The 14,021-nt window shown below is 73.5% G+C and carries 14 protein-coding genes and 2 tRNA genes; 11 read left to right on the forward strand and 5 right to left on the reverse strand.

Annotated features, from left to right (window positions below; all coding sequences use genetic code 11):
• Positions 1–39 precede the first annotated feature (39 nt).
• On the forward strand, positions 40–846 hold the full coding sequence (gene yidC, locus DFJ68_RS01640) for a membrane protein insertase YidC (RefSeq protein ID WP_147431490.1): 807 nt from the start codon (positions 40–42) through the stop codon (positions 844–846).
• A 186-nt stretch (positions 847–1,032) separates the two neighbouring features.
• Positions 1,033–2,292 (forward strand): FAD-binding protein, encoded by a 1,260-nt coding sequence (locus tag DFJ68_RS01645; RefSeq protein WP_121030492.1) that lies wholly within the window; start codon positions 1,033–1,035, stop codon positions 2,290–2,292.
• Positions 2,293–2,341: 49 nt separating this feature from the next.
• Here the strand turns inward: DFJ68_RS01645 and DFJ68_RS01650 are convergent, their stop codons facing one another.
• Positions 2,342–2,875 (reverse strand): MarR family winged helix-turn-helix transcriptional regulator, encoded by a 534-nt coding sequence (locus DFJ68_RS01650; protein WP_245963387.1) that lies wholly within the window; start codon positions 2,873–2,875, stop codon positions 2,342–2,344.
• Between the two features lie 148 nt (positions 2,876–3,023).
• Between DFJ68_RS01650 and icmF the strand changes: the two genes are divergently transcribed.
• The gene (gene icmF / locus DFJ68_RS01655; protein WP_276330686.1) at positions 3,024–6,221 is read left to right on the forward strand and encodes a fused isobutyryl-CoA mutase/GTPase IcmF; all 3,198 of its coding nucleotides are present in this window, start codon (positions 3,024–3,026) and stop codon (positions 6,219–6,221) included.
• A gap of 39 nt (positions 6,222–6,260) precedes the next feature.
• Complete coding sequence (locus DFJ68_RS01660; protein ID WP_121030498.1) at positions 6,261–7,088, forward strand: helical backbone metal receptor; 828 nt, start codon at positions 6,261–6,263, stop codon at positions 7,086–7,088.
• Between the two features lie 3 nt (positions 7,089–7,091).
• Here DFJ68_RS01660 and DFJ68_RS01665 read toward each other — a convergent pair whose 3' ends face one another.
• The gene (locus DFJ68_RS01665; RefSeq protein WP_121030500.1) at positions 7,092–8,333 is read right to left on the reverse strand and encodes a cupin domain-containing protein; all 1,242 of its coding nucleotides are present in this window, start codon (positions 8,331–8,333) and stop codon (positions 7,092–7,094) included.
• 16 nt (positions 8,334–8,349) lie between these two features.
• Positions 8,350–8,742: a BatC protein gene (locus DFJ68_RS01670; RefSeq protein ID WP_121030502.1), complete on the reverse strand. Its 393-nt coding sequence runs from the start codon at positions 8,740–8,742 to the stop codon at positions 8,350–8,352.
• 158 nt (positions 8,743–8,900) lie between these two features.
• Between DFJ68_RS01670 and DFJ68_RS01675 the strand changes: the two genes are divergently transcribed.
• Positions 8,901–9,104 (forward strand): hypervirulence associated TUDOR domain-containing protein, encoded by a 204-nt coding sequence (locus DFJ68_RS01675; protein ID WP_121030504.1) that lies wholly within the window; start codon positions 8,901–8,903, stop codon positions 9,102–9,104.
• A 13-nt stretch (positions 9,105–9,117) separates the two neighbouring features.
• On the opposite strand, the gene DFJ68_RS01680 is transcribed toward DFJ68_RS01675, so the two are convergent.
• Positions 9,118–9,942, reverse strand: a complete 825-nt coding sequence (locus DFJ68_RS01680) for an MBL fold metallo-hydrolase (RefSeq protein ID WP_121030506.1) — start codon at positions 9,940–9,942, stop codon at positions 9,118–9,120.
• A gap of 65 nt (positions 9,943–10,007) precedes the next feature.
• On the opposite strand from DFJ68_RS01680, the gene DFJ68_RS01685 reads away from it, so the two are divergent.
• The gene (locus DFJ68_RS01685) at positions 10,008–11,033 is read left to right on the forward strand and encodes a hypothetical protein (protein WP_121030508.1); all 1,026 of its coding nucleotides are present in this window, start codon (positions 10,008–10,010) and stop codon (positions 11,031–11,033) included.
• A 34-nt stretch (positions 11,034–11,067) separates the two neighbouring features.
• Here DFJ68_RS01685 and DFJ68_RS01690 read toward each other — a convergent pair whose 3' ends face one another.
• Positions 11,068–12,312: an AI-2E family transporter gene (locus tag DFJ68_RS01690; RefSeq protein ID WP_121030510.1), complete on the reverse strand. Its 1,245-nt coding sequence runs from the start codon at positions 12,310–12,312 to the stop codon at positions 11,068–11,070.
• Between the two features lie 183 nt (positions 12,313–12,495).
• Here DFJ68_RS01690 and DFJ68_RS01695 point away from each other — a divergent pair.
• From DFJ68_RS01695 to DFJ68_RS01715, 5 genes are all read left to right on the forward strand, one after another.
• A tRNA-Thr gene (locus DFJ68_RS01695) sits at positions 12,496–12,568 on the forward strand.
• A 54-nt stretch (positions 12,569–12,622) separates the two neighbouring features.
• Positions 12,623–12,699: transfer RNA gene (locus DFJ68_RS01700), tRNA-Met, on the forward strand.
• Positions 12,700–12,863: 164 nt separating this feature from the next.
• The gene (gene rpmG / locus DFJ68_RS01705) at positions 12,864–13,034 is read left to right on the forward strand and encodes a 50S ribosomal protein L33 (protein ID WP_020143294.1); all 171 of its coding nucleotides are present in this window, start codon (positions 12,864–12,866) and stop codon (positions 13,032–13,034) included.
• A 114-nt stretch (positions 13,035–13,148) separates the two neighbouring features.
• Positions 13,149–13,595, forward strand: coding sequence for an FAS1-like dehydratase domain-containing protein (locus DFJ68_RS01710; RefSeq protein WP_121030512.1), 447 nt, complete (start codon positions 13,149–13,151; stop codon positions 13,593–13,595).
• Positions 13,595–14,017, forward strand: a complete 423-nt coding sequence (locus DFJ68_RS01715) for a MaoC family dehydratase (protein WP_121030514.1) — start codon at positions 13,595–13,597, stop codon at positions 14,015–14,017. Before DFJ68_RS01710 ends, DFJ68_RS01715 begins: the two co-directional genes overlap by 1 nt.
• The last annotated feature ends 4 nt before the right edge of the window (positions 14,018–14,021 follow it).

Genomic DNA, 14,021 nt, shown 5'->3' on the forward strand with positions numbered 1-14,021 from the left:
CGCCATCTCGTGCGTGCGGCCCGCCAGACGGAGCCACCCATGCCTGACCTGCTGTCCCCCTTCACGTCCACCGTAGCCGCCGCGCTGGCCGGCACCCATTCGCTCGCCGAGGCGCTCGGGCTGCCGCCCGGGTCCGCGGCGGCCTGGCTGCTCGCCCTCGCCCTGCTCGTCGTCGCGGTGCGCGGCGCCCTGCTGCCGCTCGTGCTCCGGTCGGTGCGCACGACCCACGCGCGGGCCCGAGCCACGCCCCAGCTCACCGCGCTCACCCGCCGCTACGAGGGGCGGCGCGACCTCGAGAGCCTGCAGGCCCTGCAGCGCGAGCGGCGGGACGTCCACGCCGAGCACGGCATCTCGCGGTGGAGCCTCGCCCCGGCGCTGTTGCAGCTGCCGCTCGTGTACGCGCTGTACCGCGTCGTGTCCGACCTCGCCGCGGGTCACGCCGTGGGGCTGCTCGACGCCGGGCTCGTCGCCTCCGCCGGCGCGGCCTCGGTCGCAGGCCTGACGGTGACCGCCCGGCTCGGCGACGCCTTCGCCCGCGACTGGCGCTCGGGGGCGGTGCTGCTCGGGCTCGCCCTCCTCGCCGGGGCGCTCAGCTTCGCCACCTCGCGCTGGTTCACGCTGCCCCTGACCGACCTGTCCGCCGGGCCGGCGCTCGCGGCGAACGTCAGCGCACTCATGCCGTGGCTGGGCCTGGTCGGCATCCTCGCCGCCGCGGCCTTCGTCCCCGCCGGCGTGCTCGTCTACTGGGTCGTCAACAACGCCTGGACCTTCGCCCAGCAGGGCCTGGTCCGGCGCTTGGCCCCGACCCCGGGCTCACCCGCCGCCATCCGTCGCCTCGGGGGCTGACCCGGCCGCCTCGGCATCCGGTGGAGGTGGTGCGTCGCGCTCAACCGCGGCGTATCACCTCGACCCGGGCGGGCCGGCATCCGGTGGAGGTGTTCGGCGACCGCGGACGGTCGCGGATCACCTCCACCCGCAGGCCCGGGGGCCGCCCGGCGGGTGAGACCCCGCCGCTGGGGGCAGACTGGGGGAGTGACCACCATCGACCTGTCGAGCGCCGTCGAGACGAACTGGGCCGGCAACCACCGCTACCGTGCCCGCCGCATCGAGCACCCCCGCACCGTCGAGCAGGTGCAGCACCTCGTCGCTGCCGAGCCGCGCGTGCGGGCCCTCGGCTCGCGCCACTCGTTCACCGACATCACCGACACCGACGGGGTGCTCGTCTCGCTCGCCGACCTGCCGACGACGGTCGAGGTGGATGCCGGGTCGCGCACCGCCCGCGTCACCGGCCTCGCCGCCTACGGTGACGTCGCCCGCGCCCTGCAGGCGCAGGGCTGGGCGCTGCCGAACCTCGCGTCGCTGCCGCACATCTCCGTCGCCGGGGCCGTCGCGACGGGCACGCACGGGTCGGGCGACCGCAACGGCTCGCTGGCCACGGCCGTCGCCGCCCTCGAGGTCGTGCGCCCCGACGGCTCCCTCGTGCGCATCGCCCGCGGCGAGCCCGACTTCGACGGCAGCGTCGTGTCACTCGGCGCCCTCGGTGTCGTCGTCGCCCTGACCCTCGACGTCGAGCCGACCTACACCGTCAACCAGCGCGTCTTCACCGGGCTGGGCTGGGACACCGTCGTCGAGCACTACGACGCCATTACGGCATCCGCCTACAGCGTCAGCCTGTTCACCCACTGGGGCGACGGCGGCGTCGAGCAGGTGTGGCTGAAGTCGCGCGGCGACGACGGCCCCGCCGACTTCCACGACGCCCTGCCGGCGGGGGCGACGATGCACATGCTCGACGGCGGCGACACACGCGCCGTGAGCGCCCAGCTCGGGGAGCCGGGCCCGTGGCTCGACCGCCTCACGCACTTCCGCATGGAGTTCACGCCGAGTCGCGGTGAGGAGCTGCAGAGCGAGTACCTCGTCCCGCGCGACCGCGCCGTCGAGGCGATCGAGGTCATGCGCGGTCTCGGCGAGCGCATCGCCCCGCTGCTGCAGGTGTGCGAGCTGCGCACCGTGGCCGCCGACGACCTGTGGCTGAGCAGCTCGTACGGCACCGACGTGACGGCCTTCCACTTCACGTGGAACCGCGACGTCGACGGCGTCTACGCGGTGCTGCCCGCCATCGAGGAGGGCCTGCTGCCGCTCGGGGCGCGACCCCACTGGGGCAAGTGCTTCGCCGCGGATGCCGGTGCGCTCGCCCCGCTGTACCCGCGGTTCGGCGACTTCCTCGCCCTGCGCGACCGGGTCGACCCCGACCGCGTCTTCGGCAACACCTTCCTCGACCGCGTGCTGGGCTGACCCGAGCCGGGACGGATCGTCCGGCCCGACCCGGCCGCCGCGGGGCGGCTCAGAAGTCGCCGGCCGCCTGACGCAACCGGCCCAGGACGTCGACGAGGTCGCGCAGGTCGTCGTCGCCGAGGTCGGGCTGCTCGAACACCTCGGCGTTGAGGGCGGCGGTGGCGCGCTCCGCGAGGGTGCGACCGGCCGGCGTCAGCGCGACGATGAGCGCGCGGCGGTCGTCGGGGTGCGCCGAGCGCGAGACGAGACCGGCGTCCTGGAGGCGGTCGACGGCGTTGGTGACGCTCGTGGGGTGCACCTGGAGGCGGGACGCGATGACCTTCATCGGCAGCGAGCCGCGGCGGCTGAAGCGCAGCAGCATGAGCACCTCGTACCGGGCGAAGGTGACCCGGAAGGGGCGCAGCGTCGCCTCGACGCGGGCGAGCACGATCTGGTGCGCCCGCATGAGCGAGGTCACCGCGGCCATACCGTCGGCCGCCGCCGCCCACCCCTGCCCGACCCACTGCTCGCGGGCGGCCGCGATGGGGTCGAAGGCGAGCCGCGGGGCGGCCTCACCCGTCTCGACGCGGGGCTCGGCGGTCATCCGCCCATCGTAGGGGGGCGTCACATTGACGTCCATTAATCGGAAGTCCTACTGTTTTGGGGTCGACGACGCACCGGAGGAAGCCGTGTCCCAGCAGCCCGCCCCATCCCAGCCCGACCGCTCTGACCGGCACGAGCCCCGCCACCACGTGCGCATCGTCACGGCCTCGGCCCTGTTCGACGGCCACGACGCCTCGATCAACATCATGCGGCGCATCATGCAGAGCCAGGGCGCCGAGGTCATCCACCTCGGGCACAACCGCTCGGTGCAGGAGGTCGTCGACGCGGCCATCGAGGAGGACGTGCAGGGCGTCGCCGTCAGCTCGTACCAGGGCGGGCACGTCGAGTACTTCGAGTACCTCGTGCAGCTGCTGCGTGAGAACGGGGCCGGGCACGTCCGGGTCGTCGGGGGCGGCGGCGGCGTCATCGTGCCGGAGGAGATCGCGCGGCTGCGCGCCTCCGGCGTCACCATCTTCAGCCCGGAGGACGGCCAGCGCCTCGGCCTCGCCGGCATGATCAACACCGTCATCGCCGACTGCGACGTCGACCTGTGGTCGGTCGGGCACCCGAGCCTCGAGAGCGTGCTGGCCGGCGAGCGGGCCGCCGTCGCCCGCGCCCTCACCGGCGCCCAGGAGGGACGCCTCGACGCGACCCTGCTCACCGGCATCCGCGAGGCCGCCGGGCGCCGTCGCGCCCCGGTGCTCGGCATCACCGGCACGGGCGGGTCGGGCAAGTCGAGCCTCACCGACGAGCTCGTGCGACGACTGCGCCTCGACCAGCAGGACAAGCTGCGCGTCGCGGTGCTCGCCGTCGACCCCACCCGGTCGCGCGGCGGTGGCGCGCTGCTCGGCGACCGCATCCGCATGAGCTCGCTCGACGGCGACCGCGTGCTCTTCCGCAGCCTCGCCACCCGCGGACGCTCGCAGGTGCCGGACCACCTCGACGACATCCTCGCCGTCGTCACCGCCGCCGGGTTCGACCTCGTCGTGCTCGAGACCCCCGGCATCGGCCAGGGCGACGCGGCCGTCGTCGACCACGCCGACGTCTCGCTCTACGTCATGACGCCCGAGTTCGGGGCGAGCAGCCAGCTCGAGAAGATCGACATGCTCGACCGGGCCGACGTCGTCGCCATCAACAAGTTCGAGCGCCGCGGCGCCGAGGACGCCCTGCGCGACGTCGGCCGCCAGATGGTGCGCAACCGCGAGGCGTTCGGGGCCACCCCGGCCGACATGCCCGTCTTCGGCACGTCGGCCGCCACCTTCAACGACGACGGCGTCACCGCGCTCTACCAGCACCTGCGCGGGCTGCTCGGCGAGAAGGGGATGCCGGTCGACGAGGGCGCCCTGCCCGTCGTCGACACGCGCCAGTCGACCCGCATCGCCACCGTCGTCCCGGCCGCTCGGGTGCGCTACCTGTCGGAGATCAGCGACACCGTGCGCGGGTACCACCGCGAGACCGAGCGCGTGGCCGAGGCCGCCTCGCGGGTGCAGCGCCTCGAGCAGGTGCAGGGCGAGCTCGCCGACGCCGGCGCCGCCACCGACGACGTCGCCGGCCTGCTCGACCGGGCCCGGCGCGACCTGCCGCCCGATGTCACCGACGCCGTCACCGGCTGGCCCGCAGTGGTGGAGTCGTACTCCGGTGACGAGCAGGTCGTGCGCGTCCGCGACAAGGAGATCCGCACCGCCCTGACGCGGACCTCCCTCAGCGGCAACACGATCCCGCGGGTGGCCCTGCCCCGCTACCGCGACCACGGCGAGCTCGTCAGCTTCCTGCGCCGCGAGAACCTGCCCGGCCGGTACCCGTTCACCGCCGGCGTGTTCCCCTTCAAGCGCGAGGGCGAGGACCCGGCCCGCATGTTCGCGGGGGAGGGCGACCCGTTCCGCACGAACCGACGCTTCACCCTGCTCTCGGAGGGCCAGCCGGCCACCCGCCTGTCGACCGCGTTCGACTCGGTGACCCTCTACGGCCGCGACCCCGACCCGCGCCCCGACGTCTACGGCAAGGTCGGCACCTCGGGGGTGTCGGTCGCCACGCTCGACGACATGAAGGTGCTCTACGGCGGCTTCGACCTCGTCTCGCCGACGACCTCGGTGTCGATGACGATCAACGGGCCGGCGCCGACGATCCTCGCCTTCTTCCTCAACACCGCCATCGACCAGCAGGTCGACGCCTTCCGCGAGCGGGAGGGGCGCGAGCCCGACGCCGCCGAGCGCGACGAGCTCGCCGCCCACGCTCTGGCCAACGTGCGCGGCACGGTGCAGGCCGACATCCTCAAGGAGGACCAGGGCCAGAACACGTGCATCTTCAGCACCGAGTTCTCGCTGCGGATGATGGCCGACATCCAGGAGTGGTTCATCGAGAAGAAGGTGCGCAACTTCTACTCGGTGAGCATCTCGGGCTACCACATCGCGGAGGCCGGGGCGAACCCCATCAGCCAGCTCGCGTTCACCCTCGCCAACGGCTTCACCTACGTCGAGAGCTACCTCGCCCGCGGCATGGCCGTCGACGACTTCGCGCCCAACCTCAGCTTCTTCTTCAGCAACGGCATGGACCCGGAGTACTCGGTGCTCGGGCGGGTCGCCCGTCGCATCTGGGCGATCGCCATGAAGGAGCGCTACGGCGCCGGTGAGCGCAGCCAGAAGCTGAAGTACCACGTGCAGACCTCGGGTCGCAGCCTGCACGCACAGGAGATGGACTTCAACGACATCCGCACGACCCTGCAGGCCCTCATCGCCATCTACGACAACGCGAACTCGTTGCACACCAATGCGTTCGACGAGGCGGTCACGACGCCGTCGGAGGAGTCGGTGCGCCGGGCGCTCGCCATCCAGCTCATCATCAACCGCGAGTGGGGCCTCGCGATGAACGAGAACCCGCTGCAGGGCAGCTTCGTCATCGACGAGCTCACCGACATGGTCGAGGCCGCGGTGCTCACCGAGTTCGACCGCATCACCGACCGCGGCGGGGTGCTCGGTGCGATGGAGACCGGCTACCAGCGTGGCCGCATCCAGGACGAGTCGATGCTCTACGAGCACCGCAAGCACGACGGCAGCCTGCCCATCATCGGCGTCAACACCTTCCGCAACCCGCACGAGGGGGAGACCCCGCGCGAGGTCGTGCTGGCCCGTGGCACCGAGGACGAGAAGCAGGGGCAGCTCTCCCGCGTGCGCGCCTTCCGGGCCGAGCACGAGCGCGAGGCCGAGGCGGCGCTCTCCGAGCTGCGCACGGTGGCCATCGAGGGCGGCAACGTCTTCGACGTCCTCATGCGCGCGGCCCGCGTCTGCACGCTGCAGCAGGTGACGGAGGCGTTCTTCGAGGTGGGTGGGCAGTACCGCCGCAACGTCTGACCCCGTCCGCCCGTCCCCGCCGCCCGGGAGGACCGCCCAGTGAGCCAGCCAGCCCTCGTCGACGACCTCGGCGCGCCCGTCCCGCTCGCTGGCCCCGCCCTGCGGGTCGTCTCGCTCGTGCCCTCGATCACCGAGGCGCTCGCGGTGACGTGCCCGGACCGGCTGGTCGGCGCCACCGACTGGTGCACCCACCCCGCCGGCCTCGACGTGCGGCGGGTGCGAGGTACGAAGAACCCCGACCTGCGGGCCGTGCGAGACCTGGAGCCGGACCTCGTCGTGGCCAACCAGGAGGAGAACCGCGAGCTCGACGTGCGTCGCCTCCGGGAGGCGGGGGTGGCCGTCTGGGTCACCCGCATCGAGACGGTGCCGGAGGGCCTCGACACCCTCGAGCGTCTCTTCGTGCAGGCGCTCGGGGTGGCGGTGCCGACCTGGCTGACACAGGCCCGCGTCGAGTGGGGAGGGCCCGTGCCGACCCCGACGCGCGACGTGGCCGTCGCCGTCTGGCGTGACCCGTGGATGGTCGTCGGCCGCGACACCTTCACCGGCGACGTCCTCGCCCGACTGGGCTGGCACAACGTCGGGGCCGACCCGAGCGATGTCCGTGGCGGTGCCGGTGACGGTGATGGGGCGCCGGCTGCCGGGCGCTACCCCCGTGTGGACGTGGCCGGCCTCGACCGGGCCGGGGTGACGGTGCTGCTGCCCGACGAGCCGTACGTCTTCACGCCGCAGGACGGCCCCGAGGCGTTCGCCCGCGCCGCCACGGCACTCGTCAGCGGGCGCCTGCTCACGTGGTACGGCCCGTCGCTCGTGGGCGCCCGCGCGGCCCTGACGGCATCCGTCGAGGGCCGCGCGGGCGAGGGCGGCTGACCCTCAGGCGAGGACGACGAGGCCCGCGAGCAGCAGGCGCCGGGCCAGCTCGACCCCGAGGTCGCCGACGCGGGCGTCGCCGACCTCGAGCAGGCGCTCGACGGCGTCGACGTCGTCGGCGGGCACGGCCACGTCGGCCACCCGGCTGCGCACGGTGACGCCGCCGTCGTGACCCGCCACGAGCTCGGGGACGAGGTGTGCGCGCACACGCACCGACTGGTCCGGCGCGAGGGCGGCGGCCGCCACCGTCTGCGCGACGGGGGAGACGGGCTCGGGGCGCTGGGCGCCGCGGACCCTCCGGGCCAGGGCCGCTGCCACGTCGTCGGCGTCGAGCCCCTCGAGGGCCCGCAGCAGGGCCTGGCGGGCCAGCTCGACGTCGTCGCGGATCTCGGAGCCCTGCGACACGTCGGCGAAGGCCGCGAGGGAGGCGCGCACGCCCTCGTCGCGGCTCGCGCGGGCCAGCGCCAGGGAGGCCAGCTCGTCGGCGAGGTGACGCCGCGTCCACGTGTGGACACCGATCGTGAGGTGGGTGCTCACGCCGCCGAGCGCCGTCGCCGAGTGGAGGTAGCCGCGGGGGAGGTAGAGGCAGTCACCCGGGCCGAGGGTGAACTCGAGCAGGGGCGGGGCCTTCGCCGCCGTCGCGACCTGGGCCTTGCGGGCGGTCCAGGGCTCGTCGCGCAACGGGGCGCGGTGCACGGGCGGCCTGATGCGCCAACGCTTCTCGCCCGACACCTGCACGACAAAGACGTCGTGGACGTCGTAGTGGTCGTCGAACCCGGTGTTCTGCGACGGGGTGACGTAGGCGTTGGTCTGCACGGGGTGACCGAGCTCGCCGGCCAGCTGCTGCGTGAAGTCGATGAGGGCGGGCCACGTGCGGTGCAGTCCCTGCAGCACGATCGTGGCGCCGGAGGCGAAGAGGCGCAGCAGCTTGTCGTCGCTGACCTGGTCGGCGACGGCCGCGCCGACGCCGCCGCCACTGGTGAACTCCCGGTCGCCGTAGGTGACGCCGTCCTTGGCCACCCGCAGGAACGGGGCTCGCAGGCCCCGTCGCGAGACGAGCTCGTCGACCGCGGCCACGTCGAACAGGCCGCCGAGGTCGCCGGGGAGCTCGTCGACCCGCGAGACGAGCGGCTGCTCGCCCCAGTACTGGTCGGCGAACACCTCGTCGTCGACGGAGACGAGGGAGCGCAGGGCCGAGCGCCCGCGCGTGGGCGCGGACGCTCGGCTCGTCGTGCTGTCGGTCATCTGGATGCCGGGTGGCTCAGGCGCTGCCGTCGGCGCCGCCGTCGTGGGTGCCGGCGTCGGCACCGCCGTCGGCCGGGCCCTCGGTGCCGCCGCTGATGCCGTCGCTGCCGGCACCGCCGTCCGCGCCGCCGTCGTGGGTGCCGATGTCGGCTCCGCCGTCGGCCGGGCCCTCGGTGCCGCCGTCGCTGCCGGCACCGCCGTCCGCGCCGCCGTCGGCGCCGCCGTCGTGGGTGCCGATGTCGGCTCCGCCGTCAGCGGGGCCCTCGGTGCCGCCGTCGCTGCCGGCGCCGCCGTCCGCGCCGCCGTCGTGGGTGCCGATGTCGGCTCCGCCGTCAGCGGGGCCCTCGGTGCCACCCACGGGGCCGGTCTCGGTGTCGGGGTCCACCGGGTCGAGAGGGGTGTCGCTCATGTCTGTTCCTCCTTGAAGAGATCGACACGGCACCGCACGGTGTCGCTGGCTCGTTCCTACCCCGATCCGGTCGTGTCTGCACCCCCTGCGCGGCTCGCTCTCACCACCCGGTCGTCGTGACCGTGGCGCGTCGGGTGCTGCCGTGCTGGGATGGGGACATGAGCATCAGCAAGGGCGACACGGTCCACTGGAACACCCCGCAGGGCAAGACGACCGGAACCGCGGTGGAGAAGAGGACGAAGGAGTTCCAGCACGACGGCCAGACTTTCAAGGCGAGCGACGACGAGCCCTACTGGGTCGTCGAGTCGGAGAAGAGCGGCTCCACGGCGGCGCACAAGGAGTCGACGCTGGAGAAGGGCTGACGACCTGCCTGCGTCACCACGTGAGGTGGTCGTGCTCTCCGTCGGTCCACCGGGCGTACCGCTCGGCCGAGCCGCGCACCACGGCCTTCGCATCCACCGGTACGCAACGGCCGAAGTTGTCGTAGAGCCGGTCGAAGCGCAGGCCGTCGAGCGTGGCGGCGATACGGAGGACGACGTTGCCCGACAAGGGGATCCGGTTGGGGTAGCTGCGCAGGAAGGTCACGGTGCGACGGTCGGGGTTGGGTGCGACGGCGTCGCCGGCGAGCAGCACACCCCGCCCCTCGGCGCCCCCCGTCCACTCGAGCACGGCCTGCCCGGGGAAGTGGCCGCCCACGCGGTGCAGGGTGACTCCCGGCGTCACCTCGAGCCGGTCGTCGTAGTGCTGCACCAGCGGGCTCGGTCGTCGCACCCACTCGCGGTCGCTCGCCGTCAGCAGCACCGGCACGTCACCGAGGGCGTGCGCCCACTCCGTCTGCACGCCGTACATGTGCGGGTGGCTGGCGGCGACGGCGAGCACCGGGCCGAGGCCGCGCACGACCTCGACGGTCTCGTCGTCGAGGTAGCCGAGGGTGTCGAAGAGCACCGAGCCGGCCGGGGTTCTCACGACCGTCGTGTGCTGCCCGATGCCGACGTCGGGCACCGAGCGCAGGCTCCACAGACCGGGCTCCCGCTCGGACACCTCGATGCGGGTGCCGCCGTCGCGCAGCTCGGCGAGGGTGGTCCAGCGCTGGCCGGTCTCGGGCACCCACTGCCGCTCGTCCTCGCAGATCGCGCACGTCGCCGGCGGGGTCGGCAGGTCGGCCGTCTCGACGGCGCAGGTGGCGCAGATGAAGATCATCGACCAGTCATACCAAGCGGTCCCGTCGCCTGGGGCGCTCGCGCGGCCTGCGGGAGGATGGGCGGGTGATCCTGCACCTGCGCGCCGCCGTCGAGGAGCTCTACTCGGGCCCGCCCGACCGCTTCACGGCGCGGCGCGGCGAGCTCGTCGCCGAGGCGAAGGATGCCGGCGACAAGGACCTCGCGCGGTCGGTCGGCCGGCTGCGCCGGCCCACCCTGGCCGCCTGGGCGGTCAACCACCTCGTGCGCACGCGCCCCGACGACCTCGACGAGCTGCGTCGGTTCGCCGAGCTGCTGCGGGAGGCCCAGCGCACCCTCGACGGCGAGCAGCTGCGCCTGCTCGGACGTGAGCGCGCCCGCCGCGTCGATGCGCTCGGGGCCGCGGTCGAGTCGGCCGCGGCCGACGCCGGCCACCCCCTCGGGGCGTCGGCGGCGGTCGAGGTGCGCGACACCCTGACCGCCCTCATCGCCGACGAGGACGCCGAGCGGGCCGTGCTCACCGGCGCGCTCGTCAAGGCGCTGCAGTACTCGGGCTTCGGCTCCGTCGACCTCGACGACGTCGTCGCGATCGACGACGACGACGCGCCGGAGCAGGGCGGTGACCCGCGAGGGCGGCGCAGCCCCGCCCTGCGGGTGGTCGACGGCCGGTCCGACGACGAGAACCCCGTCCCGGGCAGGGAGGAGGACTCGGGGGAGAGCGACGGCACCAGTGGGGCCGGACCCAGCGGCGCCGACAGCAGCGGGACCGACAGGGACGAGGAGGTGGCGCGGCAGGAGCGGGAGCGCGCCGACGAGGTCGCGGCCCGACGGGCCGAACGCCGTGCCGCGGTCCGCCGGCGTCTCGCGTCGGCCCTCGAGGCGGCGAGCGCGGCCCTGCACGCAGCCGACCGTCGCGTGGCCGTGCTGCAGGCACGCCAGGAGGAGGTCACCGAGGGGGTGGCCGACCTGGAAAGGCGGCTCGCCGCGGCCCGGCAGCGGCTGGGCAAGGTGACCGACGAGCTCGACGAGGCGACCGCGGCCCGCGACACCGCCCAGGCCGAGGAGGCGACGGCTGCGCGCGACCTGCAGGAGCACGACGGCCAGGACGCCTGACGACGCCGGCCGGACGGCATCCCGCGACGGACGGTCAGCCGCGGCGACGCGCCTGCTGCACCACCCGGGTGACAGCCGCCCGGAACCCCTCGGCCCGCGACCGACCACGCGACCGCTCTCGACGGGGGCGCCCGCCCGACGGCAGGTCGGGCTCCCGCTCGCCCGGCTCGAGGCGGGCGAGGTGGGGGACGAGCTCGTACTTCTGCGAGTAGATGCCGAAGAGGGCGAGCACGAGCGCGGCGACCGGGACGGCGACGAAGGCCCCGGCCACCCCGAACAGGGCCGCCCCGAACATGACCGACGCGAACGACACCGCCGGGTGCACGTCGACCGCCTGGGCCGAGATGCGCGGCTCGATGGTGACGTTCTCGATCTGCTGGTAGACGACGGCGAAGGCGAGCACCGCGAGGCCCTGCCACGGCTGGTCGCCGAGGAGGCCGACGACGACGGGCAGCACGATGGCGACGTACGTGCCGACTGTGGGCACGAACTGCGCCACGAGACCGGTCCACACGCCCAGGGCCAGCCAGTACGGCATCCCGATGAGCAGCATGAAGGCGCCGTGCAGGGTGCCGGAGATGAGTGCGAGCACGAGGCGGGCGGAGACGTACCCGCCCGTCTTGGCCACGGCGAGGTCCCACGCGGTGCCGAAGACCGCCTGCTGACGCTGCGGGACGAGCCGGCCCACCCACCGCCGCAGCCGCGGCCCGTCGGCGGAGAAGTAGAAGGTGAAGAAGGCGAAGGTGACGGTGCTGAAGGCGGCGCCGACGACGGACACGAGCACCCCGAGCAGGCCGCCGGCGAGATTCTGGGCGAGCGTCTTCAGGGTCGCGGTGCCGAGGCCGAGGTCGTCGATCAGCGAGCCGTAGTCGATGGTGATGTCGAACGTCGTGTCGGCCCAGAGGGTCAGCGCCGAGACGAAGCCGGGCACGGAGGCCGCGAGGGTGGCCAGCTGCTCGCCGAGCAGCCGTCCGAACACCCAGAGGAAGCCGACGACGGCGACGAGCGTCGTGACCATGACGATGCCGGTCGCGGCGCCGCGCCGCATGTGCCGGCTGAGGCGTCGCACCGCCGGCTCCATCGCCACCGACGCGATGAGCGACAGGACGAGGGTGAAGATGACGTTGCCGGCGTCCTCGAGCACCCACCGGCCCAGGGTGGCCAGCGCCACGACGGCGACGATCACCCACGCCGCCCGCCACACGACGGCGCGGTCGAGCTGGATGCGGACGTCGGCCGAGACGGCATCCGCCCGGTCGGCCGGCTCGTCGTCGCTCATGCGTCGATCCTCCCAGCCGGGGGACCGAGGCCGGCACGGCAGGGGCCGGTCACGGGCCCGGCCACCCGTGCGGCGCCGGCTGCCGGGCGGTCGGCAGCCGATTTCGTGTCGGCGGCGCCGACCGTGTAATGTCACCGACGCACAATCTGGTCGGCGGAACCGCCTCGGCGGGAAGTCGGCCGTGCCCCAATAGCTCAGTCGGCAGAGCGTTTCCATGGTAAGGAAAAGGTCTAGGGTTCGATTCCCTATTGGGGCTCTGGTCGGTCGTCCACCGGTTCGAGGTTTCTCGACGCCGGCGGTCGACGCCCATGGCGGGGTAGCTCAGCTGGTTAGAGCGCACGACTCATAATCGTGAGGTCGCGGGATCGAGCCCCGCTCCCGCTACCACCGGTGCGCGGTCGCGCCCACCGATTTCCCGATCGACGGGGCGGTCACGTAGCCTTGATCGTCGCGCCCCGCGCGTCGCGCGCGCCCCGGTCTCCGCCGACGGGAACCGCCCCGGCGGCGCACGACCAAGATCCGCAGAACGTTTCCCGAAAGAGCAGGTTGCCGTGGCCAGCAAGAGCAGCGACGTCCGTCCGAAGATCACGATGGCGTGTGTGGACTGCAAGGACCGCAACTACATCACCAAGAAGAACCGTCGGAACAACCCCGACCGTCTCGCCATGAACAAGTTCTGCCCCAAGTGCGGCAAGCACACGGAGCACCGCGAGACCCGCTGACCCATCCGGTCGCGCCGAGCCGACGGCTCGCGCCCCGTCGACGACGCTCCCTCGGCCACCCGGCCGGGGGAGCGTCGTCGTCTGCCGTCACCGCCGCTCGCTAGGCTCGGGCCCATGCCGGTGAACGCAGACTTCCAGGGGCGGGTCTACCCGCCCACGAGCACGTACACGGTGAGCGCGGCCAAGATCCGCGAGTTCGCCGAGGCGGTCGGTTCCACCGACCCCGTGCACACCGACGCCGAGGTCGCCCGCTCGCGCGGCTACGCCGACGTCATCGCCCCGCCGACCTTCGCGGTGCTCATCGCGCAGCAGTGCGACGCCCAGCTCGTCACCGACCCCGAGGCCGGCATCGACTACTCCCGCGTCGTGCACGGCGAGCAGCGGTTCGTGCACCACCGCCCCCTCACGGCCGGCGACGCCGTCGTCGGCACGCTCCACGTCGACGGGGTGCGGCAGGCGGGCGGCCACGCGATGGTCACCACCCGCGCCGAGCTCGCCACCGAGGCGGGCGAGGCGCTCTGCACGGCCACGTCCACGCTCGTCATCCGAGGGGAGCAGTGATGGCCCGCACCTTCTCCGACGTCGAGGTCGGCCAGAGCCTCGGCCCCGTCACCGTGCACGTCGACCGGGCGCGTCTCGTGCAGTACGCCGGTGCCTCGCTCGACCGCAACCGCATCCACTGGGACGAGCGGTTCGCGCGGGAGGTCGGGCTGCCCGACGTCATCGCCCACGGCATGTTCACGATGGGCTCGGCGGTCACCCTCGTCACCGAGTGGGCCGGCGACGCCGGCCGCGTCGTCGAGTACGGGGTGCGCTTCACCAAGCCCGTCGTCGTCCCCTACGAGACCGGAGCCGACATCGAGGTGAGTGGTGTCGTCAAGGCCGTCGACGAGCAGACGTCCCGAGCCACCGTCGAGCTGACCGCGGTCGCCGACGGGCAGAAGGTGCTCGGTCGCGCCCTCGCCGTCGTGCAGCTCGACTGAGGCC

Source organism: Terracoccus luteus (genome assembly GCF_003635045.1).
In the GTDB taxonomy this organism is placed as follows: domain Bacteria; phylum Actinomycetota; class Actinomycetes; order Actinomycetales; family Dermatophilaceae; genus Terracoccus; species Terracoccus luteus.

Coding starts and splice junctions, on each gene's coding strand:
- yidC (WP_147431490.1), top strand. CDS start 40: ATGCCTGACCTGCTGTCCCCCTTCACGTCCACCGTAGCCGCCGCGCTG.
- DFJ68_RS01650 (WP_245963387.1), bottom strand. CDS start 2,875: ATGACCGCCGAGCCCCGCGTCGAGACGGGTGAGGCCGCCCCGCGGCTC.
- DFJ68_RS01665 (WP_121030500.1), bottom strand. CDS start 8,333: ATGACCGACAGCACGACGAGCCGAGCGTCCGCGCCCACGCGCGGGCGC.
- DFJ68_RS01670 (WP_121030502.1), bottom strand. CDS start 8,742: ATGAGCGACACCCCTCTCGACCCGGTGGACCCCGACACCGAGACCGGC.
- DFJ68_RS01675 (WP_121030504.1), top strand. CDS start 8,901: ATGAGCATCAGCAAGGGCGACACGGTCCACTGGAACACCCCGCAGGGC.
- DFJ68_RS01680 (WP_121030506.1), bottom strand. CDS start 9,942: ATGATCTTCATCTGCGCCACCTGCGCCGTCGAGACGGCCGACCTGCCG.
- DFJ68_RS01690 (WP_121030510.1), bottom strand. CDS start 12,312: ATGAGCGACGACGAGCCGGCCGACCGGGCGGATGCCGTCTCGGCCGAC.
- DFJ68_RS01710 (WP_121030512.1), top strand. CDS start 13,149: ATGCCGGTGAACGCAGACTTCCAGGGGCGGGTCTACCCGCCCACGAGC.
- DFJ68_RS01715 (WP_121030514.1), top strand. CDS start 13,595: ATGGCCCGCACCTTCTCCGACGTCGAGGTCGGCCAGAGCCTCGGCCCC.